This is a genomic window from Kribbella sp. NPDC049584 (genome assembly GCF_040675555.1).
Classification (GTDB): Bacteria; Actinomycetota; Actinomycetes; order Propionibacteriales; family Kribbellaceae; genus Kribbella.
Window position 1 is genome coordinate 276,895 of record NZ_JBFAPF010000009.1, and the last position, 25,872, is coordinate 302,766.

Below are 25,872 nucleotides of genomic sequence, written 5' to 3' on the forward strand. Positions count from 1 at the left end.
CGACCTCCTGGGTCCGGTCCACCCCCGAGGTGAACGGACGGGCCGATACGCTCGTCCTCGCGCAACAGTAGGCCCTCCGGGGTCACATGCAAAGCTGACCAGAGCTGTCCGGAGGGACCAGTTTGTTCATCGGAATCGGGACTGTCGTGAACGTCGCGACGGTGCTCGTCGGATCGGTACTCGGCGTACTCGTCGGACATCGGCTCAGTCACCGCACCAGGGATCTGGTCACCGACGCGATCGGCCTGGTCACGCTCCTGATCGCGATCTCCTCGGCACTCACGGTCGGCGACAAGGCGCTCAGCGACGCGGTCGGTGACAGCGCCCCGGTGCTGATCGTGCTGGGCGCGATGCTGATCGGCGGGATCATCGGCTCGCTGCTGCACATCGAGGAACGGCTGGAAGGGTTCGGCGCCTGGATGCAGCGCCGGTTCGACCGCGGCGAAGGACAGAGCACGTTCGTCGAAGGGTTCGTGTCGGCGTCGATGGTGTTCTGCGTCGGGCCGCTGACGTTCCTCGGTTCGCTGTCCGACGGCCTCGGCCGCGGCGCGGATCAGCTGTATCTGAAGGCGGTTCTCGACGGTTTCACCTCGATCGCCTTCGCCGCGTCCTTCGGCTGGGGCGTCGCGGCGTCGGCTCTCGTCGTACTCGTCGTCCAAGGGTCGATGACGGCTGTGGGTGCCCTGCTGGGCGACGTACTGCCCGACGCGCATGTGACGGCACTCGGCGCGACCGGCGGTGTGATGCTGATCGGCGTAGCGCTCAGACTCCTGAAACTGAAGCAGGTAGCGGTCGCGGACCTGCTACCTGCCCTGATCGTGGCGCCGCTGCTGGTTCAGTTGCTCGTTGTCATCCGCAACTGAACCGGCAGCGACGACCGCTCAGTCCTCGCCGAGATAGGCCTTACGGACCGAGTCGTTCACCAATAGATCGCTGCCGGAACCCGACAGCACGATCTTCCCGACCTCGAGCACGTAGCCGAAGTCGGCCCGCTTCAGCGCGGCCTGCGCGTTCTGCTCGACCAGCAGGATCGTCGTCCCCTGCCGCTGCAGCTCTGTCACCGTGGACATGATCCGCTTCATCATGATCGGCGACAGCCCCATCGACGGCTCGTCCAGCATCAGCAGCTTCGGCCGGCTCATCATCGCCCGGCCCATCGCCAGCATCTGCTGCTCACCACCGGAGAACGTGCCGGCCGGCTGCTTGCGCCGCTCCCCCAGGATCGGGAACAGCTCGTACGCCGACTCCAGGTCGGTCCGTACCCCGCCCGGGTCCCGGCGCGAGAACGCGCCGAGCATCAGGTTCTCCTCGACCGACAGCCGCGGGAAGATCCGCCGGCCTTCGGGCGAGTGGGCCAGACCCCTGGTGACGATGTCGTGCGCCGCCACGTGGTCGATCCGCTCGCCCTGGAACCAGATCTCGCCGGCGGTCGGCCGGAGCAGACCCGAGATCGTCTTCAGCGTGGTGGTCTTGCCGGCGCCGTTGGTGCCGATCAGCGACACCACCTGCCCCTGCTCCACGCTGAAGCTGATCTTCTTCACCGCAAGGATCTTGCCGTAGGCAACTTCCAGGTCCTTGACCTCGAGCATCGCACTCACGATCGACCCTCCTCGTCCGCGACGGTGGTGTCCTGGACGTGGGCGTCCTCGACCTCGACGTCGTCCTCGTCGTCCTCGCCGGTGCCGATGTAGGCCTCGATCACCCGCGGGTCGGACTGCACCTGGTCCGGGGTGCCCTCGATCAGGGCCTGTCCCTGGACCAGACACAGCACCCGGTCGCACAGGTTGAAGATGAACCGCATGTCGTGCTCGATCACCACGACCGACAGCCCGGAGTCCCGGATCTTGAAGATCAGGTCCATCGCCTGCCGGGTCTCCTGCGGGTTCATACCGGCCGTCGGCTCGTCCAGCAGGATGAGCTTCGGGTCGGTGGCCAGCGCCCGCGCGATCTCGAGCCGGCGCTGGTCGCCGTACGGCATGTTCCGGGCCAGGTGCTCGGTCGACCGGCCGAGGCCGACGAACTCGAGCAGCTCCTGCGCCCGGGCCCGCGTCGCCTCCTCCTCGCGCCGGAACTTCGGCCCGCGCACCACCGAGGTGAGCGCACCGGCGCTGGTCCGGCAGTATCGCCCGACCATCACGTTCTCCAGCGCGGTCATGTTCGCGAACAGCCGGATGTTCTGGAACGTCCGCGCCATCCCGGCCCGGACGACCGCCCGCGGCTTGGGTGGCAACGGCGACAGTGGCGCGAGCGTCTGTACCGGTACGGCGTCGACGGTCTGGCCCTTCTTGGGCCGGACCGCCTTCGGCGCCTTCCGCGGTACGCCGGCGAACCGGACCTCACCGCTGGTCGGCTTGTAGAGGCCGGTGAGGCAGTTGAAGAATGTCGTCTTGCCGGCGCCGTTCGGGCCGATCAGACCGACGATCTCACCCTCGCGAACGGTCAGGTTCACGTCGTTCACCGCCAGCAGACCACCGAACCGCATGGTCACACCGGAGGCTTCCAGGACCGGCTCGCCGATCGACCGCGAGGCCTCGGGCCGGGACTCGGTCACTGTCATTTCGCCTCCCCGACGGCCAGACGTTCCTCTTCTATCTCGACGGCCAGCTCTTCGTTCTCCTCGTGGAACTCGAGCTGCCTTCGTCTGCTCGCGACCAGACCCTCCGGCCGGAACCGCATCATCAGCACCAGCAGCAACCCGAACATCAGCAGCCGGTACTCCGAGAAGAACCGCAGCTTCTCCGGCAGCAGTTTCAGGATCGTTGCTCCCAGCAACACACCGGCGATGGTGCCCATACCGCCGAGCACGATCGCGGCGAGCAGGAACGCCGACTCGATGAACTGGTACTGGTCCGGGCTGACCGCGGCGTCCTGATGAGCCTTGATCGTGCCGGCCAGACCGGCCAGGAACGCGCCGACCGCGAACGCGAGCAGCTTCAGCCCGAACACGTTCACGCCCATCGCCTCGGCGGCCTTCTCGTCCTCCCGGATCGCCACCCAGCCACGGCCGATCCGGCTGTTGTTCAGCCGGGCGAAGACCAGGATGACGAAGCCGATCAGGATCAGCAGGAGGAAGTAGTAGTTCGAGAAGCGGCCCAGCTCGATGCCGGCGATCGCATGCTCGTCACCGAAGTTGAACCCGCCGATCTGCAGGTCCGGGATGCCCGGGATGCCGTTCGGCCCGTTGGTCAGGTTCGGCCCGTTGTTGCCGTCCAGGTTGCCCATCGAGAACCGGAAGATCTCACCGAAGCCGAGCGTCACGATGGCCAGGTAGTCACCCGAGACCCGCAGCGTCGGCGTACCGATGATGAGGCCCAGCGTCGCGGAGACGGCTGCGCCGACCAGCATCACGACCAGGAACGGCGGCTTCCACCCGACGGTGGCGAACGCCGAGTTCGACAGCACCGCGGCCGTGTAGGAGCCGGCCCCGAGGAACGCGATGTACCCGAGGTCGAGCAGGCCGGCCAGACCGACCACGATGTTCAGACCCATCGCGGTCGCGCCGAAGATCAGCACCTGGTTCGCGATCGACATGTTCGCGTCCGACCCGTTCTGCGTGAACGGGAACAGGAACGCCACCACGAACGCGGCCAGCGTCAGCACATTTTTGTGCCGCTGCCCGACGTGTCCGACGAAGCTCATCGCACCGGTGCGGAACAGCGCCGTCGCCACCACGGCGATGAACACCAGACACAGGATGAACGACCAGGCGTCCTGCAGGCCGAGCGCGTACGCCGCGGCGAACAGCACCGCGGCCATCAGCACCGCGATCAGCAGGATCTCCGCCCAGCCCGGCAGCCTGGCCTCACTCAGGTCCCGCAGCTGCCGCAACGGCAGCAACCAGCCCGAGACCGCGATCAGCAGGGCACCCACGAGCGAGATGTACGCGCCGGGGTTGACGTTGATCAGGCCGTCGGACTCGGTGCCGATCGCAACCAGGATCAGCACCATGTAGAGCGACAGACCGGCACCGAGGGTCCGGATGCCGAGCGTGGCGTCCAGCCACGCACCCAGCCTGGTCAGCGGACCCTTCTCTGCCAGCAGCAGCACCAGCGCGAGCACCGCGCCGATGATCGTGAGGATCTGCAGGCCGCCCGGGTAGAAGTTGATCGACAGGTCGTTCAGGATCTGGCCGTCGTAGCTCCAGGACAGGAACGATCCGGCGATCAGCAGCACCACACCGGCCAGGCCCATCGGCCACGCGATCGGGTTGCCCGGCCCGGCGGCCGGCGCTTCCGTTGCCTCCGGCACCGGAGTTTTCACATCCGTCATGCGCGGTCCACCACCCTCGCGCCGAGCAGGCCCTGCGGCCTGAAGACCAGAACCAGAATCAGGATGACGAAGGCCCACACGTCCTTCCAGGTACTCCCGCCGAACTGGCCCGGGATGTACTGCGTGGCCATCGCCTCGACCACACCGAGCACGAGACCGCCGACGACGGCGCCGTACACGTTGCCGATACCGCCGAGGACCGCCGCGGTGAACGCCTTCAGACCGGCGAGGAAGCCCATCCGGAAGTCGATGTTGTTGTTCTGCAGGCCCTGCGAGACGCCCGCGATCGCCGCGAGCACCGCACCGAGGGCGAACGCGACCACGATGATCCGGTCGACGTTGATACCCATCAACCGAGCCGTGTCCGGATCCTGCGACACGGCCTGCATACCGCGGCCGAGCCGGGTCCGGTTGATGAAGAACCACAGCAGTCCGGCGCAGACCACGAGCGCCGCGACCGTGAAGATCGCGGACCGCTGGATGGTCACGCCGCCGACCTGCAACGCGCTACCCGTCACCACGTCGAGCTGCGGGAACGGGATGCGCTGCTTCGCGCTCGGCCACTCGACCTTGTTGATCAGCTCCTTGAAGATGATCCAGCCGATCTCCGCGGCCAGCGCCGACGCGACTGCCGTGGCAGCCACGGCCTGCACGCCGATCTGGACCCGCGCGCCCTTCTTAGCGGCCAGACCGGCCAGTACGCCGGCCGCCGTACCGATGACAGCGCCGCCGACGATCGCGGCGACGACGTACAGCGCCGAGACGTCGGGGTTGATCAGCCGTACGACGATCCACACCACGACCGCGCCGACCGCGGCGCCGAGCAGCGGGGCCCGGTCGTTCCACTTGGACACCGGGTGGTTCAGGTTGACCTTGGCCAGCCGCGAACCGACGACGTACCCGATGGCGACCGCCAGACCGGCGAACACCACCACGGTCCAGCCCGGACGCTCGTAGAACAGGCGGATGAACTCCTGCAGGAACACCGAGATACCGATGGCGGTGATCAGCGGCGCCAGGCGTGGCGCGTTCCGCAGGGGACGGTACGCGACACGTTCCATCGACACCGCGGTGCCGACCGACGCGATCATCGCTCCGATGATCATGACCGGCAGGATCCACACGCCGGTGTGACCGTTGAAGAACAACAAGTACGTGGTCAGCGCGCCGAACGCGCCGATCATGAAGACCTCGCCGTGGGCGAAGTTGATGAGCTGCACGATGCCGTAGACGACGGTGTAACCCACCGCGATCAAGGCGTACAGCGAGCCCAAGGTCAGCCCGTTGACGAGCTGCTGGAAGAACTGGTCCACGTCGACCTCCCATCTGCCTCAGTTATGACACGCCACGGGGGTGGGAGGATCGCTCCCACCCCCGAGACATGAGGTCGACTTCGCTTACTTGTCTTCGAACGCCTTGGTCTCGACGGTGGTCCACTTGCCACCGGCAACCTTGTAGACGGTGAGCACCTTCGAGGTGGTGTCGCCGTACTGGTCGAAGGAGACCTTGCCGGTCACGCCGTCGAACGAGACCTTGCTCATCGCGTCGACCGTCGCCTGACGCGCGGACTCGACGTCCTTGGCGTCCTTCAGCGAGGTCTTCAGCGCCGCGATGATCGCGTTCGCCGCGTCGAAGGAGTAACCGCCGTACGCCGCGTACGGGTCCTTGTAGCCCGCCGCGTTGTAGTCGGAGACGAACTTCTTCGCCGACTCCAGCGTGTCGACCGGCGCACCGACCGAGGTGGCCAGGTCGTTGTCGCTGGTCTTACCGGCCAGGGTGATGTACTTCGGGTCGTAGATGCCGTCGCCGCCCATCAGCGGGACGTTCAGACCGGCGGCCTTCATCTGCTGCGAGAGCGGACCGGCCTGCGGGTACTCACCACCGTAGTAGACCGCCTGCGGGCCGGACGGCTTGATCGACGAGATCACGGCCTGGTAGTTCGAGTCGTCCGGGTTGATGGTCTGGGCCGCGACGACCTGACCACCAAGCTTCTTGAACTCCTCGGTGAAGGTGCCGACCAGGCCCTGACCGTAGGCCTTCTTGTCGTGGATCGTGGCGACCTTGGTGATCTTGGCCGTCTCGTACAGGTACCGGGCCGCGAACGGACCCTGCACCGCGTCGGTGGTGCAGGTGCGGAAGTACGTCGGGTACGGCCGCTTCGGGTCGGTCTGCCAGTTGGCGCCCTGGGTCAGGCCCGGGCCGGTGTTGGCCGGCGAGACCTGGACGATCTTCGCCGAGGCGAGAACCGGCTGGACCTGCTGGCTGACGCTGGTGTTCAGCGTGCCGACGACGCCGATCACGTCGTTGTCACCGGCAAGCGCGGTGGCCGCGTTCTTACCCGGGTCCGGCTTGGCCTCGTCGTCCTTCGGCACGACCTCGAGCTTCCAGCCCGGAATCGCGTTGGAGTCGTTGGCCTGCTTCACGGCCAGCTCGACGGAGTGCTGGATACCCAGACCCAGGGCCGACAAGTCTCCGGACAGCGGCGCGATGACGCCGATCTTGGCTGTCTTCGTCGAACCCCCGGAGCTCCCCCCGGAGTCGTTGCCACTGCGTGAGCCGCAGGCAGTCAGGGCCAACGACGCAACGATCAGCGACGCGCCGACCCTTACTACGGAACGCTGGTGCACTGTTCCTCCCATGTCTGGATAGTCCGGCAAATCCCCGGACTCCCGCGTTTGCCGCGAGCATCCGCAGGTTAGACCTCGCGTGGCTCTTCAGGCGATGTGACAGAGCGTGTGTTGTGAGGTCGTTACAGCGGTAAGCAGCATGAGTTCGAATGGTGCTGTACCACCGCTCAGCCCGTTGAGCGGAGAGTGATTCAATCGCTACTGCCAGCCTCGTCAACGACCAACTGCGCGACCTGACGCATCGAAACTCTTTTGTCCATTGCGGTTTTCTGGATCCACCGGAACGAGTCCGGCTCGGACAACCCGAACTTGGTCTGCAGGATCGACTTGGCCCGGTCGACCAGCTTGCGGGTCTCCAGCCGCTCGGCCAGGTCCGCGACCTCGCGCTCCAGCTCGGCGAGCTCGACGTACCGGGACGCGGCGATCTCGATCGCGGGCAGCAGGTCGGCCTTGGAGAACGGTTTCACCAGGTACGCCATCGCGCCGGCGTCCCGCGCCCGCTCGACCAGCTCCCGCTGCGAGAACGCGGTCAGCATCAGCACCGGCGCGATCCGCTCCCCCGCGATCTTCTCCGCCGCACTCAACCCGTCCAGCTTGGGCATCTTCACATCGAGAATCACCAGATCCGGCCGCTGCTCCTCGGCCAGCCGGATCGCCTCTTCCCCGTCCCCCGCCTGCCCGACGACGTCATACCCCTCTTCCGCGAGCATCTCAGCCAGATCCATCCGAATCAGAGCCTCGTCCTCAGCGATCACCACACGCTTAGCAGTCACGCCCACACCTTAGCGACCTCACCCCTTAACCCCCACGAACCCGTCCAACACCGCCACGGCATCCTTCCTGCTGACCGCGATGGTGTCTCTGCGCGACTGCCGCCAAGCAATGCCCAGCAGGTCCAGCGCGTCAGTCAGAATCTTCCGGATATCGTCGGACTGGTTCGAGAACTGGTAACGGACGTAGTAGTAGCGCTTCTCCCGTCCCGGCTTGCTCGCCCAGTTCACCACCCGGCAACCGTCCGAGTGGAACAGCCCACGCACGAGCTGTTCGGGGTACTTGGCAACTATCTCCCGCTGCCACTCCTCGAGCTCGATCTTCCGCAGATGCTTCCTGCCAGAACCGTGCTGCGGAAACACACACGGCCAGTGGTTCCACCGCGCCTCGACCCGAATCGCGCCACCGCCTCCGCGCATACAAGGACTCGCAGTCGGCTTCACGCGCCGGATGGTCTCGGCAATCTCTCGGTTGAGCTCTGTATAACGCTCGTCGTTGACGATCTGTAGGGTGAACACACCTCGACGGGCACGTGCGATTGATCCGTCCCCGAGGTACCACCCGAGCAACAGCGCGTATGCCGCTTCGTCCAACTCCGCCCCGTCACAGCGCGGGCAAGGCGTCGCGGGATAGCCCCAAGCCCCGCGAGCCCGGCCTTCCACTTGATATCGCCGCCGCCAGGTCCGAATGGTCCGCAACGCGACACCGTGGATCTCCGCGTTCACGCGATCAGGCACACCGGCGTCAGACATCCGCAACGCCGACTCGACCGTCTCCCGCGACCTGAAGTGAGCCATGCCACATCGTCGCGAAGACCACCGACAGTTTGTGCCGGGTGTGGGATTCGAACCCACACGCCCTTGCGAGCAATGGATTTTGAGTCCATCGTGTCTGCCATTCCACCAACCCGGCAAGGCTGCAGGAAAACTGTAGCGGTTCCCCGGCCTGTTTTCCGCATCGGGCTCGCCCACGCCGACCCCGCTACAGCCCACCCCATCACCACACTCGGCAATCACCGGCCCTGCAATCCACCACCGGCGGCCCGACCAACCACCCCCCGGCCTATGCCCGACTGGACCACCACCGACTCAACCAGCCGTGCAGCAACCAACCGCCTAGCCTGATCTCCTGGCGCGTCGTTCACCCGTCTTGCCTGTACCTCGCGCCCCCGGCAATCCGTCAGCTCCTCGCCGGAGCCGACCACATCTCAAATCTCGGCTCTTCGCCCTTGCTCTTTCCCTGCACGAGCCCCACCGAGCTATGAGCCGGCCGCTCAGACCAGCCACTTCTCCATCCCTGCTCTTGCTCTGCATGAGCCCTACCGAGCCGCCAGCCGGCCCACCCAAGCCAGCCACGTCTCAATCTCTGTTCTTCGCGCTTGCTCTTTCCCTGCACAAGCCCCCACCGAGCCGCCAGCCGCCCACTCAAGCCAGCCACTTCTCAGACCTCTGCTCTTCATGAGCCCTGCGAACTGACGGCCGCCCGGCCAAGCCAGCCACTTCTCAATCTCTGCTCTTCGCCCTTGCTCTTTCCCTGACGAGCCGAACCAACGGTCAGCTGACGCCCAGGCCGGGCATTTCATAGATCTCTGTCTTTGTTCTTGTCCTGCATGCGTTGGGGCGGACGGTCAGTTGACCGTCCGCCCCAGCTACATCTCTAGTTCTTCTTTGCTTTTGTGCTTGTTCCTGCTCGGAGTCCTACGGGTTTTGGCTGCGGTAGGCGGGGGCTATTCCTTCGATGGCGTCGCCCATGCGGTGGACTCGGAGGGCGTTGGTGGAGCCGGGGATGCTGGGTGGGGAGCCGGCGACGATGACGACCAGGTCGCCCTTCTGGAGCTTGCCGAGTTCCAGTAGGCGCTGGTCTACTTGGCGGACCATTTCGTCGGTGTGTTCGACGGTCGGGACGATGTACGTCTCGATGCCCCACACGACGCTCAGCCAGGAGCTGACCGACGGGACCGGGGTGAAGGCGAGCAGCGGCACTTCGGTGCGGTACCGCGCCAGCCGCAGCGCCGTGTCACCCGACTGCGTGAACGCGATCAGGTACTTCGCGTCCAGTCGCTCGGCGACATCCGCGGCGGCCCGGGCGATCACACCGCCCTTGGTCTTCGGCTCCCACTCGATCGCCTGGACGCGGCTGAGACCGTGCTCCTCGGTGGACTCCACGATCCGCGCCATCGTCTTGACGGTCTCGATCGGGAACCGGCCGACGCTGGTCTCGCCGGACAGCATGACCGCGTCCGCACCGTCGAGTACGGCGTTCGCGACGTCGGAGGCCTCCGCCCGCGTCGGGCGTGGCGCGGAGATCATCGACTCGAGCATCTGGGTGGCGACGATGACCGGCTTCGCGTTCAGCCGGGCCTGGTCGATGATCAGCTTCTGGACCAGCGGGACCTCCTCGAGCGGGAGCTCCACGCCGAGGTCGCCGCGGGCCACCATGAACCCGTCGAACGCCTCGATGATCTCGTCCAGGTTGGCGACCGCCTGCGGCTTCTCGATCTTGGCGATGACCGGGAGCCGCAGCCCCTCCTCGTCCATGATCTTGTGCACGAGCTGGATGTCGGCCGCGTCCCGCACGAACGACAGCGCGATCATGTCGGCCGGCAGGTGCAGCGCCCAGCGCAGGTCCTCGACGTCCTTCTCGGACATCGCCGGCACGCTGACCGCGACACCTGGCAGGTTGATGCCCTTGTGGTTCGACACCGGCCCGCCGACGGTGACCCGGCAGACCACGTCGGTCTCGCTCACCTCCTCGGCCACCAGCGCGATCCGGCCGTCGTCGATCAGCAGCTGGTCACCCGGCCGCACGTCACGCGGGAGGCCGTCGTACGTCGTCCCGCAGATGGTCTGATCGCCCGGCACCTCCCGGGTGGTGATCGTGAAGCGTTCGCCGTAGGTCAGCGTTGCCTTGCCCTCGGCGAACTCGGCCAGCCGGATCTTCGGGCCCTGCAGGTCGACCAGGATGCCGACGTTGCTCCCGGTCTCCGCCGCAGCGGTGCGGATCCGCTGGTAGATACGCTCATGCTCGGCATGGGCCCCATGGCTCAGGTTGAGCCTTGCGACGTCCATACCTGCTTGGACGAGTTCCGTGATGCGCTCCGGGGCGGCCGTAGCCGGGCCGAGCGTACAAACGATCTTTGCGCGACGCACGTCACAAAACCCTACTCCTGCAAACCACTGCCCCCGCTGGTCCACCCCCGTTACTGGACGGTTAACACCTGATGGCAATCGTCGGCAGAGCCTGAATCGTCAAGAACTCAAGGGGTTGTAGGGCCCGACCGTCACATCACCGCTGGGTTGCGCGGTGACCGTCTGCAGACCGACCGGCAGCCCTTTCTGGTACGTGATGAGGGTGACCTCACCCGGTTTCCGCAGCGTGTAGCCCAGCGCGAACGCGTAGGCCGCTCCCCCGGTCGTCCCGTTCGTGTACGTCGTGACCTCGCGGTCGCCGACCGGCCTGGTCGTGGGACCGACCTGGCGGTGCAAATGACCGGACACCAACAGCGACGCACACCCGCGCTCGGCGGTGGCTGCGTACGACGAGGGGTCGTGCACGACCATCGTCGAGATCGGCTTGTCCTCCGGCTGGTCGCAGGCGATGTCCGCGAGCCGCTGCGACTGGTGCTCGATCGTCTCGTCCCCCGGGGTGTCCGCGCTGCCGAGCCCGGTCTTGGTCGGGTCGCTGTCGCCGAGGAACCGGATCCCCTCGACCTCGACGGGCTTGCTGTCGAGCACGGTGAACCCGGCCTTGCGCATGAATTCCTCGACGTGTCCGCCGGCGTCGTGGTTGCCCGCCACCGCGACCACCTTGAAGTCCTTGAAGTGCTGGCGCAGCGAGTTGATGCTGAACGCTTCCCAGCTCTGTCCCGACGACGTGTCGTCACCGGCGTCGATCAGCAGCTTGGCGCCGCCGGCCTTCGCCACCTCGGACGCGAATCCGTCGATCCCGATGTTGTCGTGCCGGTCCGACACCAGCAGGGCGACCGTCTGCTCCTTGCTCGGCTGGTGGATCTCCGGCGCGACGTCGGCGACCCGGTTCTTGAGCCGGCCGTACAGCTCGGTGGACTTCCGGTACGTCTCGACCAGCGTCCGGATCACCCCGACGCCGCCGGTGGTCGAGAACCCGGACGCGACCTCGACCTTCTTCAGCCGGTTGTCGAACGACATCTCCGGCAGCAGCTTGAACAACGGCTGCCAGTGCGTCGGCGGTACTTCGGCCGGCCGCATCCGGCCGGGTCCGTAGATCGAGGCGATCGTGATCAGCATCGCGACCAGGACGACGATGGCGCGGTGCTCGAACCGGCGTTCGTGGCGGTGGACGAGGTGCCAGAGCTCGCGCCGGCGGCGTACGCCGAGGGCCGTCCAGAGCGTCGCGACCACGACGACAACCAGCAGACCGGTACCGGCTCCGGCGACCGCGTTGTCGACGGCCATCTGCTGGATGACCTGCTTGATCTGCCCGATTTCACCGTCGGGCTGAGACGCGATCAGGGTGTCGCGGGTGAGCAGCTCGGTGAGGTTGTCGGCATCCGTCTCCTGGACGTCGATGTTGACGCCGATGCTGCCCGGAGTGTCGGCCGGGATCCGCAGCCGCGGGAGTACGGCGCCGAGGTCGAGCGTCGCGTACCCGTCGAAGGTGGGCGACACCGTCGCCGCGTGCGCGCCGATCGTGACCCGCTCGGAGTCGTTCACGAAGCCGAGCAGACCCACCACGACCGACGTCACCACGAAGACCAAGCTGAGCGCGGCCCACGGCGCTATCGCCCTGAGCCGCGCTCTTGTCACCAACCGCTTGAACACACCTACAACCTAGCGAAGCTCACACGGCGAGCGGTCGTGCTGTCGGCGGGATCGGGGTCGGGAGGGTCGACGAGCCGGTGAGGTGACTGTCCACCCCGTTGGCGCAGGAGCGGCCCTCGGCGATCGCCCAGACGATCAGGGACTGACCGCGACCGGCGTCACCGCAGGCGAAGACGCCCGCGACCGAGGTCTGGTAGTCCTTGTCCCGCTTGACGTTGCCGCGCTCGTCGAGCTCGACGCCGAGCTGCTCGAGGAAGCCCTCGCGCTCCGGGCCGAGGAAGCCCATCGCGAGCAGCACGAGCTGCGCCGGGATCGTCCGCTCGGTCCCCTCGACCGGGTTGAACCGGCCCTCGGAGAACTCGACCTCGACCAGCTTCAGACCCGAGACGTTGCCCTCGGCATCGGCCTCGAAGTTCACCGTCGAGACGGCGTACACGCGGTCGCCGCCCTCCTCGTGCGCGGAGGCGACCCGGTAGATCATCGGGTACGTCGGCCACGGCTGGTGGTCCGGCCGGTCGTCGCCCGGGCGCGGCATGATCTCCAGCTGGGTCACCGTCCGGGCGCCCTGCCGGTGTGCCGTACCCAGGCAGTCGGCGCCGGTGTCGCCGCCGCCGATGATCACCACGTCCTTGCCGGTCGCAACGATCTGGTCGTCGACGGTCTGCCCGAGCGCGACCCGGTTGGCCTGCGGCAGGTACTCCATCGCCTGGTGGATGCCGCCGTACTCACGACCCGGCACCGGCAGGTCGCGGGCCGCGGTGGACCCGGTCGCGATGACGACAGCGTCGTACCGCTGCTTGAGCTGGGTGCCGGTCACGTCCACGCCGACGTTCACGCCGGAGCGGAAGACCGTGCCCTCCTCCTTCATCTGCTGGATCCGGCGGTCGACCTGGATCTTCTCCATCTTGAACTCGGGGATGCCGTACCGCAGCAGGCCGCCCGGGGCATCGGCGCGCTCGTAGACCGCGACCGTGTGCCCAGCGCGGGTCAGCTGCTGCGCGGCGGCCAGACCCGACGGACCGGAGCCGACGACCGCGATCGTCTTGCCGGTCAGCCACTCCGGCGGCTGGGGCCGGACGTCGCCTGCCTCCCAGGCCTTGTCGATGATCGCGACCTCGACGTTCTTGATCGTCACCGGGTCCTGGTTGATGCCGAGCACGCAGGCGGTCTCGCACGGCGCCGGGCACAGCCGCCCGGTGAACTCCGGGAAGTTGTTGGTCGCGTGCAGCCGCTCGATCGCGCTCGACCAATCGTCGCGCCAGACCAGGTCGTTCCACTCCGGGATCAGGTTGCCCAGCGGGCAGCCGTTGTGGCAGAACGGGATACCGCAGTCCATACAACGGCCGGCCTGCTTGGTGATGATCGGCAGCAGCGCCTTGCCGGGCCCACCGGGGTAGACCTCTTTCCAGTCCTGCTTGCGTTCCTCCACCGGCCGCCGGTCGGCGACCTCGCGCGGGGTGGTCAGGAATCCCTTGGGATCAGCCATCAGATGGCCTCCATCATCGCTCGCGTGGTGGCGTCCTCGTCCAGCCCGTCGCGCTCGGCGGCCGCCTTGGCCGCCAGCACCCGGGCATAGTCGCGGGGCATCACCGTGGTGAACCTGGCGGCCGCGGCAGGCCAGTCGGCGAGCAGCTTGGCCGCCCGTTCCGATCCGGTCTCCTCGAAGTGTCTGCGGACCAGGTCGTGCAGCAGTTCGGACTCGTCCGTGGTGACCGGGTGCAGATCCACCAGTTCCGGGTTCACCAGGGTGTGGTCCAGGTCGATCACGTGGGCCACGCCGCCCGACATGCCGGCCGCGAAGTTCCTTCCGACAGCGCCCAGTACGACGACGCGGCCGCCGGTCATGTACTCGCAGGCGTGGTCGCCGACCGACTCGACGACCGCGGTCGCACCGGAGTTCCGGACGCAGAACCGTTGCCCGACGCCACCGCTGATGAACAGTTCACCCGACGTCGCGCCGTACGCGATCACGTTGCCGGCGATGATCTGGTCGGCCGCGTCGAACCGCGCGCGGCGGTCCGGGCGGATGACCACGCGGCCGCCGGACAGGCCCTTGCCGACGTAGTCGTTGGCGTCACCCTCGAGTCGCAGGGTGACACCGCTCGGCACGAAGGCGGCGAACGAGTTGCCGGCCGAACCGGTGAAGGTCAGATCGATCGTCCCGTCGGCCAGGCCGGCCGCGCGGTACCGCTTGGTGATCTCGTGGCCGAGCATGGTGCCGACGGTGCGGTTGACGTTCCGGATCGCGAGCTGCGCCCGGACCGGTTCGCCGTTCTCCAACGCGGGCTGACAGATCCGGATCAGCTCGTTGTCCAGCGCCTTGTCGAGGCCGTGGTTCTGCTCGACGACCTGGTGCCGCGACGCACCTTCCGGCAGCGACGGCACGTGCAGGATCGGCGCCAGGTCGAGGCCGTCCGCCTTCCAGTGGTCGACCGCGCGCTGCACGTCCAGCACCTCGGCGTGCCCGATCGCCTCGTCAAGAGTCCGGAATCCCAACTCTGCAAGGTATTCCCGGACTTCCTCGGCGATGAACTCGAAGAAGTTCACGACGAATTCAGGCTTGCCGGAGAAGCGCTCCCGCAGTACCGGGTTCTGCGTCGCGACGCCGACCGGGCACGTGTCGAGGTGGCAGACCCGCATCATGATGCAGCCCGACACCACCAGCGGCGCGGTCGCGAAACCGAACTCCTCGGCGCCGAGCAGCGCCGCGATGATCACGTCCCGACCGGTCTTCAGCTGGCCGTCGGTCTGTACGACGATGCGGTCGCGCAAGCCGTTCAGCAGCAGCGTCTGCTGCGTCTCGGCGAGACCCAGCTCCCACGGACCACCGGCGTGCTTGAGCGACGTCAACGGCGCCGCGCCGGTCCCGCCATCGTGGCCAGAGATCAGCACGACATCCGCGTGGGCCTTGGAGACACCCGCGGCGATCGTCCCGACACCGACCTCGGAGACCAGCTTCACGTGGATCCGTGCCGCCGGGTTCGCGTTTTTCAGGTCGTGGATCAGCTGGGCCAGATCCTCGATCGAGTAGATGTCGTGGTGCGGAGGCGGCGAGATCAGGCCGACACCCGGCGTCGAGTGCCGGGTGCTCGCCACCCACGGGTACACCTTCGGGCCGGGCAGCTGCCCGCCCTCGCCGGGCTTCGCACCCTGCGCCATCTTGATCTGGATGTCGTCGGAGTTCGTCAGGTACTCCGCGGTGACGCCGAAGCGTCCCGAGGCGACCTGCTTGATCGAGCTCCGCCGGCTCGGGTCGTACAGCCGGTCGGCGTCCTCGCCGCCCTCACCGGTGTTCGACTTGCCGCCGAGCTGGTTCATCGCGATCGCCAGCGTCTGGTGCGCCTCGGCGCTGATCGAGCCGTAGCTCATCGCACCGGTGGAGAACCGCTTGACGATCTCGCTGACAGGCTCGACCTCGTCGATCGGGATCGGCTCCCGGTCGCTGCCGAACCCGAACAGACCGCGCAGCGTCATCAGCCGCTCGGACTGCTCGTTCACCCGCGACGTGTACTGCTTGAAGATGTCGTAGCGGCCGGTCCGGGTGCTGTGCTGCAGGCGGAAGACCGTGTCCGGGTCGAACAGGTGCGGCTCGCCCTCGCGGCGCCACTGGTACTCGCCGCCGATCTCCAGCTTGCGGTGCGCGGGCAGGATCCCGTCCGCCGGGTACGCGCGCAGGTGCCGCTGGCGTACCTCCTCGGCGATCGTGTCCAGGCCGACGCCACCGATCCTCGACGACGTACCGGTGAAGTAGATGTCGACCAGGAACGGGGACAGCCCGTTCGCCTCGAAGATCTGGGCGCCGGTGTACGACGCGACCGTCGAGACACCCATCTTCGACATGACCTTGAGCACGCCCTTGCCGAGCGACTTCACCACGTTGCGCACAGCCTGCTCGGGCTCGATACCCGGCAGGTAGGTGCCGTGCCGGCAGAGGTCCTCGACCGATTCCAGCGCAAGATACGGGTTGATCGCGGCCGCGCCGTACCCCATCAGGAGCGCGACGTGGTGCACCTCGCGGACGTCACCGGCCTCGACGACCAGACCGACCTGGGTGCGGGTCTTCTTCCGCACCAGGTGGTGATGCACCGCGGAGGTCAGCAGCAGCGACGGGATCGGCGCGCTGTCGGCGTTCGAGTGCCGGTCGGACAGCACCAGGATGCGGGTGCCGTCGCTGATCGCGGCGTCGGCCTCGGCGCAGATCTCGTCGAGGCGGGTCCGGAGCGCCTCGCCACCGCCTTCGACGTCGTACACACCGCGCAGGACCGTGGTGGCCAGGCCGGGCATGTCGCCGTCGAGGTTGATGTGGCGGAGCTTGGCCAGCTCGTCGTTGGTGATCACCGGGAACGGGATCACCACCTGCCGGCAGGAGGCCGGGCTCGGGCTCAGCAGGTTCGACTCCGGGCCCAGGGACGACGACAGCGAGGTGACGAGCTCCTCGCGGATCGCGTCCAGCGGCGGGTTCGTGACCTGGGCGAACAGCTGCGCGAAGTAGTCGAACAGCAGCCGCGGCCGGTCGCTCAGCACCGCGATCGGCGTGTCGGTGCCCATCGAGCCGATCGGCTCGGCGCCGGACTTCGCCATCGGGGTGAGGATGAGGCGCAGCTCCTCCTCGGTGTACCCGAAGACCTGCTGGCGCCGGGTCACCGACGCGTGGCTGTGGACGACGTGCTCGCGCTCGTGCAGGTCCTCGAACCGGATCAGGCCGCCGTGCAGCCATTCGTCGTACGGGTGCTCGGTCGCGAGCGCGTTCTTCACCTCGGCGTCGGTGATGATCCGGTGCGCGTCGACGTCGACCAGGAAGATCCGGCCCGGCTCGAGCCGGCCCTTCTCGGTCACGGTGGCAGGGTCGATGTCGAGCACGCCGGCCTCGGAGGCCAGGACGACCAGGCCGTCCTCGGTCACCCAGTAACGCGAAGGGCGCAGGCCGTTGCGGTCCAGGACCGCGCCGACCTTGGTGCCGTCGGAGAAGACCACCGACGCCGGGCCGTCCCACGGCTCCATCAGCGTCGAGTGGAACTCGTAGAACGCGCGCCGCTTCGGATCCATCGTGGTGGCGTTCTCCCACGCCTCCGGGATCATCATCAGCATCGCGTGCGGCAGCGAGCGGCCGCCGAGGTGCAGGAGCTCGAGCACCTCGTCGAAGGACGCGGAGTCCGAGGCGCCCGGCGTACAGATCGGGTAGAGCTGCTCGAGGTCGCCCGGGATCAGGTCGCTGGCGAGGAGAGCCTCGCGGGCGCGCATCCAGTTCCGGTTGCCCTGGACGGTGTTGATCTCACCGTTGTGGGCGATGTACCGGTACGGGTGGGCCAGCGGCCAGGACGGGAACGTGTTCGTCGAGAACCGCGAGTGCACGATGCCGATCGCCGAGGCGAGATCGGGGTCGGTCAGCTCGGGAAAGAACTTGTCCAGCTGGTCGGTGGTGAGCATCCCCTTGTAGGTGATGGTCCGGCCGGACAGCGACGGGAAGTAGGTGTCGGTCTCCTTCTCGGCGCGCTTGCGCAGCCGGAACGCCATCCGCTCCAGGGCCAGGCCGAGCACCCGGCCGGTCTTCGCGGTGACGAACAGCTGCTTGAACGTCGGCATCACCGAACGCGCGGTCGCGCCGAGCAGGTCAGGCGTGGTCGGGATGTCCCGCCAGCCGACGACACTCAGCTGCTCCTCGGCGGCTAGCTCCTCGATCCGGTTGATCGCCTTGGCGGCGTCGTCGGGATCGGCCGGCAGGAACGCGATACCGGTCGCGTAGCTGTGCGGCGCGGGCAGCTCGAACTCGCACACCTTGCGGTAGAAGGCGTCCGGGACCTGCAGCAGGATGCCGGCGCCGTCGCCGGAGTCCGGTTCTGCGCCGGACGCACCGCGATGCTCGAGATTGCGCAGCGCGGTCAGGGCCTTGGCCACGATGTCGTGGCTCGGTTCACCGGTCAGGGTCGCGACGAACGCAACACCACAAGCATCATGCTCGTGCTGCCCGTCGTAGAGTCCCTCGCTGGGGCGGTGCCGGTCAAAGATGGGGGGGCGACCATACATCCAGGAGCTCCCGTCGTCCTACGGTCAAACAACTGGCCGCGGGACAACATTGGCCCAAGCCGGGTGTCCCGAGACTACCTCATGACGCCCACCAGATGGACTTTCCGTCCACCGCGCAACGCCTTGATGACCCACAGTAAGCAAGCGCTCACTACTAGCCTCCTATCTTCCCAGCCCACCGCCCGCACAACCACCCACGAGGCCTGAAATTCACCTGTCGAGATCGCCGGATCCTGATAGGCCGTTCCCATGTACTGGCAGCTGTCCTGGCAGCCCTCCTCCGACTGGCAACCGCTGACCTCCGGCACCGGACAGGCCACCGGCGGCGTCTGGCTGACTCCCGGCGGCCAGGTGGTCAAACGCCTGCTGCCCGGCGTCGAGGATCCACGCCATCACGCCTACTGGGAGCGCCAGGCGCTGGTCGCCGAGTCCGGCATCGTTGCCGGTACGCCGGGGCTTCGGGCGCCCGCCTGCTTGGGTGTGGATCGAGACGCGGCGGGGATCACGCTGCGGATGGCCTACACGCCTGCCGCCTCCTGGACTGCAGAGGGGCTGGCAGGGGCTCTGGGGCGGTTCGCGGGCCTTTCGGTGGGTGAGCCTGACTGGGGTGCTCGGGACGTACTGCGGGACCGTCTGCGGACCGTGGAGCTGCGGGGTGGGTGGGATGCGCTGAAGCGGGCCGGCCTGAGTTCGCCGGCGATTCAGGAGCTGTGGGCACGGCGCGAGTCAGCGCTGGCCGTGCTGGACGGGCTTCCACGGGTGCCTACGCACGGAGACGCGCATCCGGTGAACCTGCTCGGACGGGACGGCGATGACGTGGTCGCAATCGATTGGGAGCAGTTCGGGTTAGGGCCCGCCGGGTTCGACCTCGGGTATTTGGCGCTCGCGGTCGACACCCCGCTGGACGCGTTGGTCGCCGCCCACGGTGGCGACGTACGGCGTGGGGCCGCGCTGGTGGCGGCGTACACCGGCGTATCACGCGCCGCGTGGGCACTCACGCAGCCGGACCCTGGATATCACGTCGAACGATTGACCAGGTTGTCGCCGATCGTCGACGAGGCGCTCAGCCACGCCTCGTGAAAAGCCTGGTAGGTCGGGAAGCGGCTGGTCGTGGCTTCGGAGAGGACGGCGTGGAGGGGTGGGGGCGGGGTGTTGAGGAGGAGCTGGGCCGTGCGTGCCATCACGTAGGCGGTGGTTCGGGTGTCGATGGGGGCGCCCAGGACGTGCTCCTCGGGAGCCATGTAGCGGCTGGAGCCGAACATGCGGCCCATCGTGTTGACGAACGGGCCGCGGTGGTAGCTGTCGAGGTCTATGACCGTCAGGCGTTGGGCCGGGAAGTCGTACAGCATCGAGGAGTCGTAGAAGTCGCCTTCGACCCAGCCGGCCGCGTCGAGGGCGGCGTGGAGGTCGTACAGCGTGTTGAGGGCGGCGAGGATCTCCCCGGTGGGGAGCGCCTTGAAGCGGTCGCGGGAGGCGCCGAGTAGTTCGCCGTCGCGCCATTCGTAGACGAGCACCGGGCCGGCCGGCGACTCGATCATCGCGTGCATGGTCGGCAGGGCGGGATGGTCGACCGAGCGCGCGAGTTCGACTGCGTTGCGCAGGAGGGCCACCCGGCCGTCGAAGTCGAGGAACGGCTGGGGGTCGGCGGGGTCGCCGGCGGTTTTGACGAAGTACCGGGTGTCGGCGGTCCGCACGCCGAACGAGATGTTGCCGGAGTCGTGGGCGGGGAAGCGGGTGAAGATGGTGCCTAGCTGGTCCAGGTAAGTAGCCGGGGGGACGTCGATCGCACCGGGGAACATCCCGCCGACCCTAGTGGAGGAACGCCATGGCACTGAGCGAATTTCCGAGGTATCCGTTGTTGTTCGGGCCCAGCCCGGTGCATCCGCTCGAGCGGTTGTCGGCGTACTTGGGTGGGGCGAAGGTGTGGGCCAAGCGGGAGGACTGCAACTCGGGGCTCGCGTACGGCGGGAACAAGACGCGGAAGCTCGAGTACATGATCCCGGACGCGCTTGCGCAAGGAGCCGACACGTTGGTGTCGATCGGCGGGTACCAGTCGAACCACACCCGCCAGGTCGCCGCGGTCGCCGCGAAGGTGGGGCTGAAGGCGGTGCTGGTCCAGGAGAACTGGGTGGACTGGCCGGATGCGCTCAACGACCGGGTCGGCAACATTCTGCTCAGCCGGATCATGGGCGCCGAGGTGCGGCTCGATCCGGCCGGGTTCGGGATCGGGTTCAAGGACAGCTGGAAGCAGGCTCTCGAGGATGTGCGGGCACGCGGCGGTACGCCGTACGCCATCCCGGCCGGCGCCTCGGACCATCGGCTCGGTGGACTCGGGTTCGCGCAGTGGGCGTACGAGGTAGAGCAGCAGGAGCGGGAGCTCGGGATCTTCTTCGACACGATCGTGGTGTGCTCGGTGACCGGGTCGACGCATGCCGGGATGATCGCCGGGTTCGCCGGGCAGGACCGGCCGCGGCGGGTGATCGGGATCGACGCGAGCGCGAAACTGCAGGAAACGCGTGATCAGGTCGAGCGCATCGCCCGGGCGACCGCTTCGCTGATCGGGTTGGGCCGCGAACTGCGGGACGACGAGATCACGGTGCTGGAGGGCTGGGCCGGGGACGAGTACGGCATCCCCGTGCAGTCGACGCTCGACGCGATCCGGCTGACCGGGCAGCTCGAGGGGATGATCATCGACCCGGTGTACGAGGGGAAGTCGATGGCAGGCCTGATCGACCTGATCCGGAACGGCGACATCCCCAAGGACTCCACCGTCCTGTACGCCCACCTCGGCGGGCAGCCCGCGCTGAACGCATACAGCGGGCTGTTCACCCAGAGCCAGCCGATCGCCTGACAGTCACCAGCCGCCCGCGAAGAAGCCTTCCAGGCCGGGTAGCGGATGGGCTGCAGTGGTCGCGTTCGCCAGCACGATGACGGCCAGCGCCAGCGCCAACAGCGGGACGAACACGCCGTACGCCGCCTGCAGTCGCCTGGACCGCCGCTCGGCCCGATCCGTCCGCCTGAACCCGCGCCACAACAGGACCGTGAGAACGACGAGCACGATGACCACGATCGTGCCCTCGACGGCCATCACCGCGTGGAACTTGACGTAGTCATCGGTGATCACTGCAAGAGCGGGCGAGTGCTGCCCGGTGGCCAACTGCTGCCTGATCTGGTCCAGCGTGCCGGGCAGCGGGCCGCCCGAAGCGCTCGGGGCGCCGAACAGCATCGGCAGCAGCGAGCCGAACGGCGCCGCCATTCCATGGATGTTGGCCATGACAGTCGCGAGCGAGACCACCGCGAGAGCTGTGGCCAGGACACCGCTCACCGCGAGACCCGCGGCCCGAAGACCGCCGACCCGGAGGAACGCCTGCCAGCTCAGCACCGCGAGAACGATGAAGACCGCCAGCAACGCCCCGCCGAGTACTGCCTTGGCGACGTGGTAGCGGAACCAGTAGTCGACGATCCTCTGCAGGTCGGAGTCGAAGCCTGCGTTGCCAGCATGCCAATAGCCGACGAATGCGCTGCGGAAGGTCGCGATGAGCTGCCCCTCGCTGGCGAGGTCAGTGGTCGCCCGGGTGCTCGCCAGCGGGGCCGGAGCCATCACGAAAGCGACGACGAGCGCCGCCGCGCTGGCCGCGACACAGGCGAGCGCGTGCCACGGGCGGAGGAAGGTGCTCATGCGCTCAACTTAGGCGGACCTGTCGGGTGCGAACCATCACTCTCGATCGACTCCGCAGGTAGCGCCGGCGATACCCCGCCGTCGGTTCCGGTCAGCCGATTCCTGGTCCGACCAGGGTGCCGACGAAGTAGGTGAGGGCGGCTGCGGCGGCGCCGAGGAGGAGCTGGCGGAGGCCGGAGTACCACCAGGAGCGGCTGGTGACGCGGGAGACGACCGCGCCGCAGACGAACAGGGCCGTCAGGGAAAGGATCAGGGACGGTACGACGCTGCCCGCGCCGAACAGATACGGCGCCAGCGGGATGAAGGCGCCGACCGCGAAGCAGATGAACGACGAGGCGGCCGCGATCACCGGGTTCGGGAGATCAGCGGGGTCGATGCCGAGCTCTTCGCGGACGTGTTCCTCGAGGGCCTGCTCCGGATTCGCGTGGAACTGCTTGGCGACCTTGCTGGCCAGGTCCGGGTCGAGGCCCTTCGCGCGGTACGTCTCGGCGAGCTCGATCTCCTCGTCGACGGGGTGCTTGTGGATCTCCTTGCGCTCGATCTCGATCTCGGCGTGGGCGAGCTCGCGCTGGGAGGCGACCGAGGTGTACTCCCCCGCCGCCATCGAGAACGCGCCCGCGGCCAGGCCGGCGAGACCCGCCAGGATGATGAACTTCGAGCCGGAGCTGGTGCCGCCGTCCATGCCGGCGATCAGCGCGAAGTTCGACACGAGGCCGTCCATCGCGCCGAACACGGCCGGCCGGAGCCAGCCGCCGTTCACATCACGGTGCGTGTGGTCCCCGTGATGCTCATTCGAAACCTGAGGCGACTCAGTCACGAGACCTATCTGAGTCGGTGCCGTTCTTCACGTCAACCTTCGGCTGCGCTTCCGCCTCGGCTGCCGGCTCTCCGGCCGGGGGCTCGTTCGGAGTCGGTGCGTCGGGTGCCTCGTCTGTGGTCGCATTCGCGTCTGTCGCCGCTTCGGTCGGCTCGGCGGAGGCGTCCGTGGCCGGTTTGCCGGCGGCGGGGCCGGTGGCGATGTCTTCCTGGCCGGGGTGCCGCTTGGCGCTGACGATGAAGGCGACTACGGCGAGGACGAACAGGATGAGGGCGGTCCAGACGTTCAGGCGCAGGCCCAGGAAGTGGTTCACGGTGTCGATGCGCATGTTCTCGATCCAGGCGCGGCCGGCGGTGTAGCCGGCGACGTACAGGAAGAAGGCGCGGCCGTGGCCCAGTTTGTAGCGGCGGTCCACCAGGATGACCAGGGCGACGACACCCAGGTTCCAGACCGCTTCGTACAGGAACGTCGGGTGGAAGGTGGCGAAGTCGGCGTACCCGGCCGGACGGTGTTCGGGTGAGATCTCCAGGCCCCACGGCTTCGTGGTCGGGCGGCCGAAGAGTTCCTGGTTGAAGTAGTTGCCGAAGCGGCCGAACACCTGCGCCAGCGCGATCCCGGGCGCCATCGCGTCCGCGACCGCCAGGAACGGGACCTTCGCACGCCGGCAGGCGATCCAGGCCCCGAGCGCGCCGAATCCGACCGCGCCCCAGATGCCGAGCCCGCCGTGCCAGATCTTCAGCGCGTCGATCGGGTGCCGGCCCTCGCCGAAGTACAGCTCGGCGTCGGTGACCACGTGGTAGATCCGCGCGCCGACCAGCCCGAACGGGATCGCCCAGAACATGATGTCGGCGAGCACCGGCGCGGACCCGCCGCGCGCCACCCAGCGGCGGCGACCGAGCCAGTACCCGACGAAGATGCCGGCCAGGATGCACAGCGCGTACGCGCGGATCGGAAGGCCGAAGACGTGCCAGACACCCTGGCTCGGGCTGGGGATGAACGCCGGAACCATCACGGCGGGAATCAGACTAGACATGGCAAGGGGGAACGCTACTCGACCGACCAGACCACTGCCAGGAACGCACGGTCACGATGGGGCCTCAGCTTGCAACCGCGTCGACGGCGTTCTGCAGCCCCTCGGAGCTGAGCTGGTCCGGCGGCAACTGCTTGCCGTTGACGTAGACCGTCGGCGTCCCGGACACGCCGCGCTCGTCGGCCGCCTTGCCCACCGACTCGAGCCAGCCCGCGTAGGTGTTGTTCTGCAACGCCTGCTGGAACTTCTCGTCACCGACGTCGAGCTGCTTGCCGAGTTCGATCAGCTGGTCCGTGGTCCAGGACTTCGAGAAGTCGCCGTACATCTCGTCGGCGAAGCTCAGCGCCTTGCCGTTGGCGGCAGCCGCAGCGAAGGCATTGGCCAGCCGCGGCGAGGCGTCGGGATTCACGAACTGCAGCGGCCAGTAGGTCAGCGTCGCCGTACCATCCTGGACGAGCTTGTCGACGGTCGCACCACTCGCCTCCTCGAACTCCGCGCAGTGCGGGCAGCGGAAGTCGAGGTACAGGTCGATGTTGACCTTCGCGCCGGCCTTGCCGACCGTGATGCCCTTACCGGACGTGCCCGGGCCGGTGATGACCGTGGGCTCGGGCCGGCCGTTCGAGCTGACCTCGACCTTGGAGTGACCGCGGTAGTACTGCACGCCGACCCCGCCGGCGAGCGCCAGGACCAGGACGATCACCACGACGATCCCGGGTGAGATCCGGCGCTTGTTCTGCTGCAGCAGCGGATTGGTGGTGCTCACGACGCGGTGACTCCTTGCCGTTCTGGTGATTCAGCTACGACTGCGAACTTGCTGACCGGGTACAGCCACAGCCAGACCGCCAGCGCCAGCAGGCCGACGTCCCGGAGAATCTCCTGCAGGTACTTCGTCTGCCCCGCGGCGACCTGACCGCCGCCGCCGAAGCAACCGCAGTCGATCGACAGGCCGCGCGCCCAGGCGGACGACACCGCGGCGATGAACACGATCATGAAAACACCCGCGGCGACGGCCGACGCGCGGACACCGAAGCCGACGATCAACAGCAACCCGATCGCGATCTCCAGGAAAGGAAGCCCCCAGCCGACCGGCTGGACCAGTGACGAGGGCAGCAGCTCGTACGCCCGGACCGCCTGGGCAGCCGTCTCCGGATCGGTGACCTTCAACGCGCCGGCGACCAGCATCACACTGCCGAGGACGAGCCGCGCGACGAGCGAGACCCAGGGGAACCAAGCCTTCACTGGTTGTCCGCCACCAGCTTGCCGAAGTCGTGCGCCAGATCACCGATGGCGGCGTTGGACAGCCAGATCACGTTGGCCTTGTCGTTCTTGCCGAAGCCGATCACCTGCGCTCCATGACCGACCTCGTACCCTCCGGACGGAAGCTTCTGCATCCCTTCCACCGGTACGCCGACCGCCTTCGCGACGTCCTTGATCGACGTCAGCGACCCGGTCAGCCCGGTGAACGACGGGTCGAACCGGTCCAGGTACTTGCGGATCACCGGACCGCTGTCGCGCGACGGGTCGGTGGTGATGAACAGCATCTGGATCTGGTCGCGCGTCGACTGATCGAGCTTCGTCAGCGCCGACGCCACATCGGCCATCACCGTCGGGCACACGTCCGGGCAGTTCGTGTAGCCGAAGAACACCAGCGTGACCGGCTTCTTCGTCGACGTGACCAGGTTGAACGGGTTCCCACCGGTGTCGGTCAGCGTGGTCGCGGGCATCGAGTACGGCTGGTCGAGCGTGGCGCCGCGCAACCCGTTGGGGTCCTGGCTGCTGCGGATGATCGCCCCGCCCGGATTGTCGGCCTTCTCTTGCTTGCCACTGCAGCCCGCGAGGGCGAGCAGAGCCACCGC

At 67.6% G+C, this 25,872-nt stretch carries 21 protein-coding genes and 1 tRNA gene; 3 read left to right on the forward strand and 19 right to left on the reverse strand.

Annotated features, from left to right (window positions below; all coding sequences use genetic code 11):
- Positions 1–146 precede the first annotated feature (146 nt).
- Positions 147–863, forward strand: coding sequence for a DUF554 domain-containing protein (locus AB0J62_RS28710; protein ID WP_363877541.1), 717 nt, complete (start codon positions 147–149; stop codon positions 861–863).
- Between the two features lie 18 nt (positions 864–881).
- Here the strand turns inward: AB0J62_RS28710 and AB0J62_RS28715 are convergent, their stop codons facing one another.
- The 12 genes from AB0J62_RS28715 to gltB all read right to left on the reverse strand — a co-directional run bounded on the left by AB0J62_RS28715 (position 882) and on the right by gltB (position 18,490).
- Entirely contained in the window at positions 882–1,598 is a 717-nt protein-coding gene (locus AB0J62_RS28715) for an ABC transporter ATP-binding protein (protein ID WP_363877543.1), read from the reverse strand.
- On the reverse strand, positions 1,595–2,557 hold the full coding sequence (locus tag AB0J62_RS28720) for an ABC transporter ATP-binding protein (RefSeq protein ID WP_363877545.1): 963 nt from the start codon (positions 2,555–2,557) through the stop codon (positions 1,595–1,597). Before AB0J62_RS28720 ends, AB0J62_RS28715 begins: the two co-directional genes overlap by 4 nt.
- A complete protein-coding gene (locus AB0J62_RS28725) occupies positions 2,554–4,269 on the reverse strand; it encodes a branched-chain amino acid ABC transporter permease (protein WP_363877547.1) in 1,716 nt (571 codons plus the stop codon). The genes AB0J62_RS28720 and AB0J62_RS28725 overlap by 4 nt, the downstream gene beginning before the upstream one ends.
- Positions 4,266–5,582: a branched-chain amino acid ABC transporter permease gene (locus AB0J62_RS28730; protein ID WP_363877549.1), complete on the reverse strand. Its 1,317-nt coding sequence runs from the start codon at positions 5,580–5,582 to the stop codon at positions 4,266–4,268. Before AB0J62_RS28730 ends, AB0J62_RS28725 begins: the two co-directional genes overlap by 4 nt.
- Before the next feature lie 84 nt (positions 5,583–5,666).
- Positions 5,667–6,908 carry a branched-chain amino acid ABC transporter substrate-binding protein gene (locus AB0J62_RS28735; RefSeq protein WP_363877552.1) on the reverse strand — a complete coding sequence of 414 codons (1,242 nt, stop codon included), beginning with the start codon at positions 6,906–6,908 and terminating at the stop codon, positions 5,667–5,669.
- A gap of 179 nt (positions 6,909–7,087) precedes the next feature.
- Complete coding sequence (locus tag AB0J62_RS28740) at positions 7,088–7,669, reverse strand: response regulator (protein WP_134098654.1); 582 nt, start codon at positions 7,667–7,669, stop codon at positions 7,088–7,090.
- Positions 7,670–7,687: 18 nt separating this feature from the next.
- A complete protein-coding gene (locus AB0J62_RS28745) occupies positions 7,688–8,260 on the reverse strand; it encodes a transcriptional regulator (RefSeq protein WP_363877555.1) in 573 nt (190 codons plus the stop codon).
- A 236-nt stretch (positions 8,261–8,496) separates the two neighbouring features.
- Positions 8,497–8,579, reverse strand: a tRNA-Leu gene (locus AB0J62_RS28750).
- A 785-nt stretch (positions 8,580–9,364) separates the two neighbouring features.
- A complete protein-coding gene (gene pyk / locus AB0J62_RS28755) occupies positions 9,365–10,816 on the reverse strand; it encodes a pyruvate kinase (protein WP_363877557.1) in 1,452 nt (483 codons plus the stop codon).
- A 99-nt stretch (positions 10,817–10,915) separates the two neighbouring features.
- Positions 10,916–12,466 (reverse strand): metallophosphoesterase, encoded by a 1,551-nt coding sequence (locus tag AB0J62_RS28760; protein WP_363877559.1) that lies wholly within the window; start codon positions 12,464–12,466, stop codon positions 10,916–10,918.
- Positions 12,467–12,485: 19 nt separating this feature from the next.
- Positions 12,486–13,952, reverse strand: a complete 1,467-nt coding sequence (locus AB0J62_RS28765; RefSeq protein ID WP_363877561.1) for a glutamate synthase subunit beta — start codon at positions 13,950–13,952, stop codon at positions 12,486–12,488.
- Positions 13,952–18,490, reverse strand: a complete 4,539-nt coding sequence (gltB, locus tag AB0J62_RS28770) for a glutamate synthase large subunit (protein ID WP_363877563.1) — start codon at positions 18,488–18,490, stop codon at positions 13,952–13,954. The genes AB0J62_RS28765 and gltB overlap by 1 nt, the downstream gene beginning before the upstream one ends.
- A gap of 249 nt (positions 18,491–18,739) precedes the next feature.
- On the opposite strand from gltB, the gene AB0J62_RS28775 reads away from it, so the two are divergent.
- Positions 18,740–19,570: an aminoglycoside phosphotransferase family protein gene (locus tag AB0J62_RS28775; protein ID WP_363877565.1), complete on the forward strand. Its 831-nt coding sequence runs from the start codon at positions 18,740–18,742 to the stop codon at positions 19,568–19,570.
- On the opposite strand, the gene AB0J62_RS28780 is transcribed toward AB0J62_RS28775, so the two are convergent.
- Positions 19,507–20,289, reverse strand: coding sequence for a hypothetical protein (locus AB0J62_RS28780; RefSeq protein ID WP_363877567.1), 783 nt, complete (start codon positions 20,287–20,289; stop codon positions 19,507–19,509). The genes AB0J62_RS28775 and AB0J62_RS28780 overlap by 64 nt on opposite strands.
- 26 nt (positions 20,290–20,315) lie before the next feature.
- On the opposite strand from AB0J62_RS28780, the gene AB0J62_RS28785 reads away from it, so the two are divergent.
- On the forward strand, positions 20,316–21,341 hold the full coding sequence (locus tag AB0J62_RS28785; protein WP_363877569.1) for a 1-aminocyclopropane-1-carboxylate deaminase: 1,026 nt from the start codon (positions 20,316–20,318) through the stop codon (positions 21,339–21,341).
- A 3-nt stretch (positions 21,342–21,344) separates the two neighbouring features.
- Here the strand turns inward: AB0J62_RS28785 and AB0J62_RS28790 are convergent, their stop codons facing one another.
- The 6 genes from AB0J62_RS28790 to AB0J62_RS28815 all read right to left on the reverse strand — a co-directional run bounded on the left by AB0J62_RS28790 (position 21,345) and on the right by AB0J62_RS28815 (position 25,869).
- Complete coding sequence (locus tag AB0J62_RS28790; RefSeq protein ID WP_363877572.1) at positions 21,345–22,169, reverse strand: hypothetical protein; 825 nt, start codon at positions 22,167–22,169, stop codon at positions 21,345–21,347.
- A gap of 91 nt (positions 22,170–22,260) precedes the next feature.
- Complete coding sequence (locus AB0J62_RS28795) at positions 22,261–22,986, reverse strand: VIT1/CCC1 transporter family protein (RefSeq protein ID WP_363877574.1); 726 nt, start codon at positions 22,984–22,986, stop codon at positions 22,261–22,263.
- The gene (gene lgt / locus AB0J62_RS28800; RefSeq protein ID WP_363877577.1) at positions 22,979–24,019 is read right to left on the reverse strand and encodes a prolipoprotein diacylglyceryl transferase; all 1,041 of its coding nucleotides are present in this window, start codon (positions 24,017–24,019) and stop codon (positions 22,979–22,981) included. Before lgt ends, AB0J62_RS28795 begins: the two co-directional genes overlap by 8 nt.
- Positions 24,020–24,083: 64 nt before the next feature.
- The gene (locus AB0J62_RS28805) at positions 24,084–24,779 is read right to left on the reverse strand and encodes a thioredoxin domain-containing protein (protein ID WP_363877579.1); all 696 of its coding nucleotides are present in this window, start codon (positions 24,777–24,779) and stop codon (positions 24,084–24,086) included.
- Positions 24,776–25,255 carry a MauE/DoxX family redox-associated membrane protein gene (locus AB0J62_RS28810; RefSeq protein WP_363877581.1) on the reverse strand — a complete coding sequence of 160 codons (480 nt, stop codon included), beginning with the start codon at positions 25,253–25,255 and terminating at the stop codon, positions 24,776–24,778. The genes AB0J62_RS28805 and AB0J62_RS28810 overlap by 4 nt, the downstream gene beginning before the upstream one ends.
- Positions 25,252–25,869 carry an SCO family protein gene (locus AB0J62_RS28815; protein WP_363877583.1) on the reverse strand — a complete coding sequence of 206 codons (618 nt, stop codon included), beginning with the start codon at positions 25,867–25,869 and terminating at the stop codon, positions 25,252–25,254. Before AB0J62_RS28815 ends, AB0J62_RS28810 begins: the two co-directional genes overlap by 4 nt.
- Positions 25,870–25,872 lie beyond the last annotated feature (3 nt).

What these genes read in the sequence shown, in the direction of transcription:
- AB0J62_RS28725 (WP_363877547.1), bottom strand. Translation starts at nt 4,269, where the DNA reads ATGACGGATGTGAAAACTCCGGTGCCGGAGGCAACGGAAGCGCCGGCC.
- lgt (WP_363877577.1), bottom strand. Translation starts at nt 24,019, where the DNA reads ATGTCTAGTCTGATTCCCGCCGTGATGGTTCCGGCGTTCATCCCCAGC.
- AB0J62_RS28780 (WP_363877567.1), bottom strand. Translation starts at nt 20,289, where the DNA reads ATGTTCCCCGGTGCGATCGACGTCCCCCCGGCTACTTACCTGGACCAG.
- AB0J62_RS28785 (WP_363877569.1), top strand. Translation starts at nt 20,316, where the DNA reads ATGGCACTGAGCGAATTTCCGAGGTATCCGTTGTTGTTCGGGCCCAGC.
- AB0J62_RS28790 (WP_363877572.1), bottom strand. Translation starts at nt 22,169, where the DNA reads ATGAGCACCTTCCTCCGCCCGTGGCACGCGCTCGCCTGTGTCGCGGCC.
- AB0J62_RS28735 (WP_363877552.1), bottom strand. Translation starts at nt 6,908, where the DNA reads ATGGGAGGAACAGTGCACCAGCGTTCCGTAGTAAGGGTCGGCGCGTCG.
- gltB (WP_363877563.1), bottom strand. Translation starts at nt 18,490, where the DNA reads ATGTATGGTCGCCCCCCCATCTTTGACCGGCACCGCCCCAGCGAGGGA.
- AB0J62_RS28720 (WP_363877545.1), bottom strand. Translation starts at nt 2,557, where the DNA reads ATGACAGTGACCGAGTCCCGGCCCGAGGCCTCGCGGTCGATCGGCGAG.
- AB0J62_RS28775 (WP_363877565.1), top strand. Translation starts at nt 18,740, where the DNA reads ATGTACTGGCAGCTGTCCTGGCAGCCCTCCTCCGACTGGCAACCGCTG.
- AB0J62_RS28765 (WP_363877561.1), bottom strand. Translation starts at nt 13,952, where the DNA reads ATGGCTGATCCCAAGGGATTCCTGACCACCCCGCGCGAGGTCGCCGAC.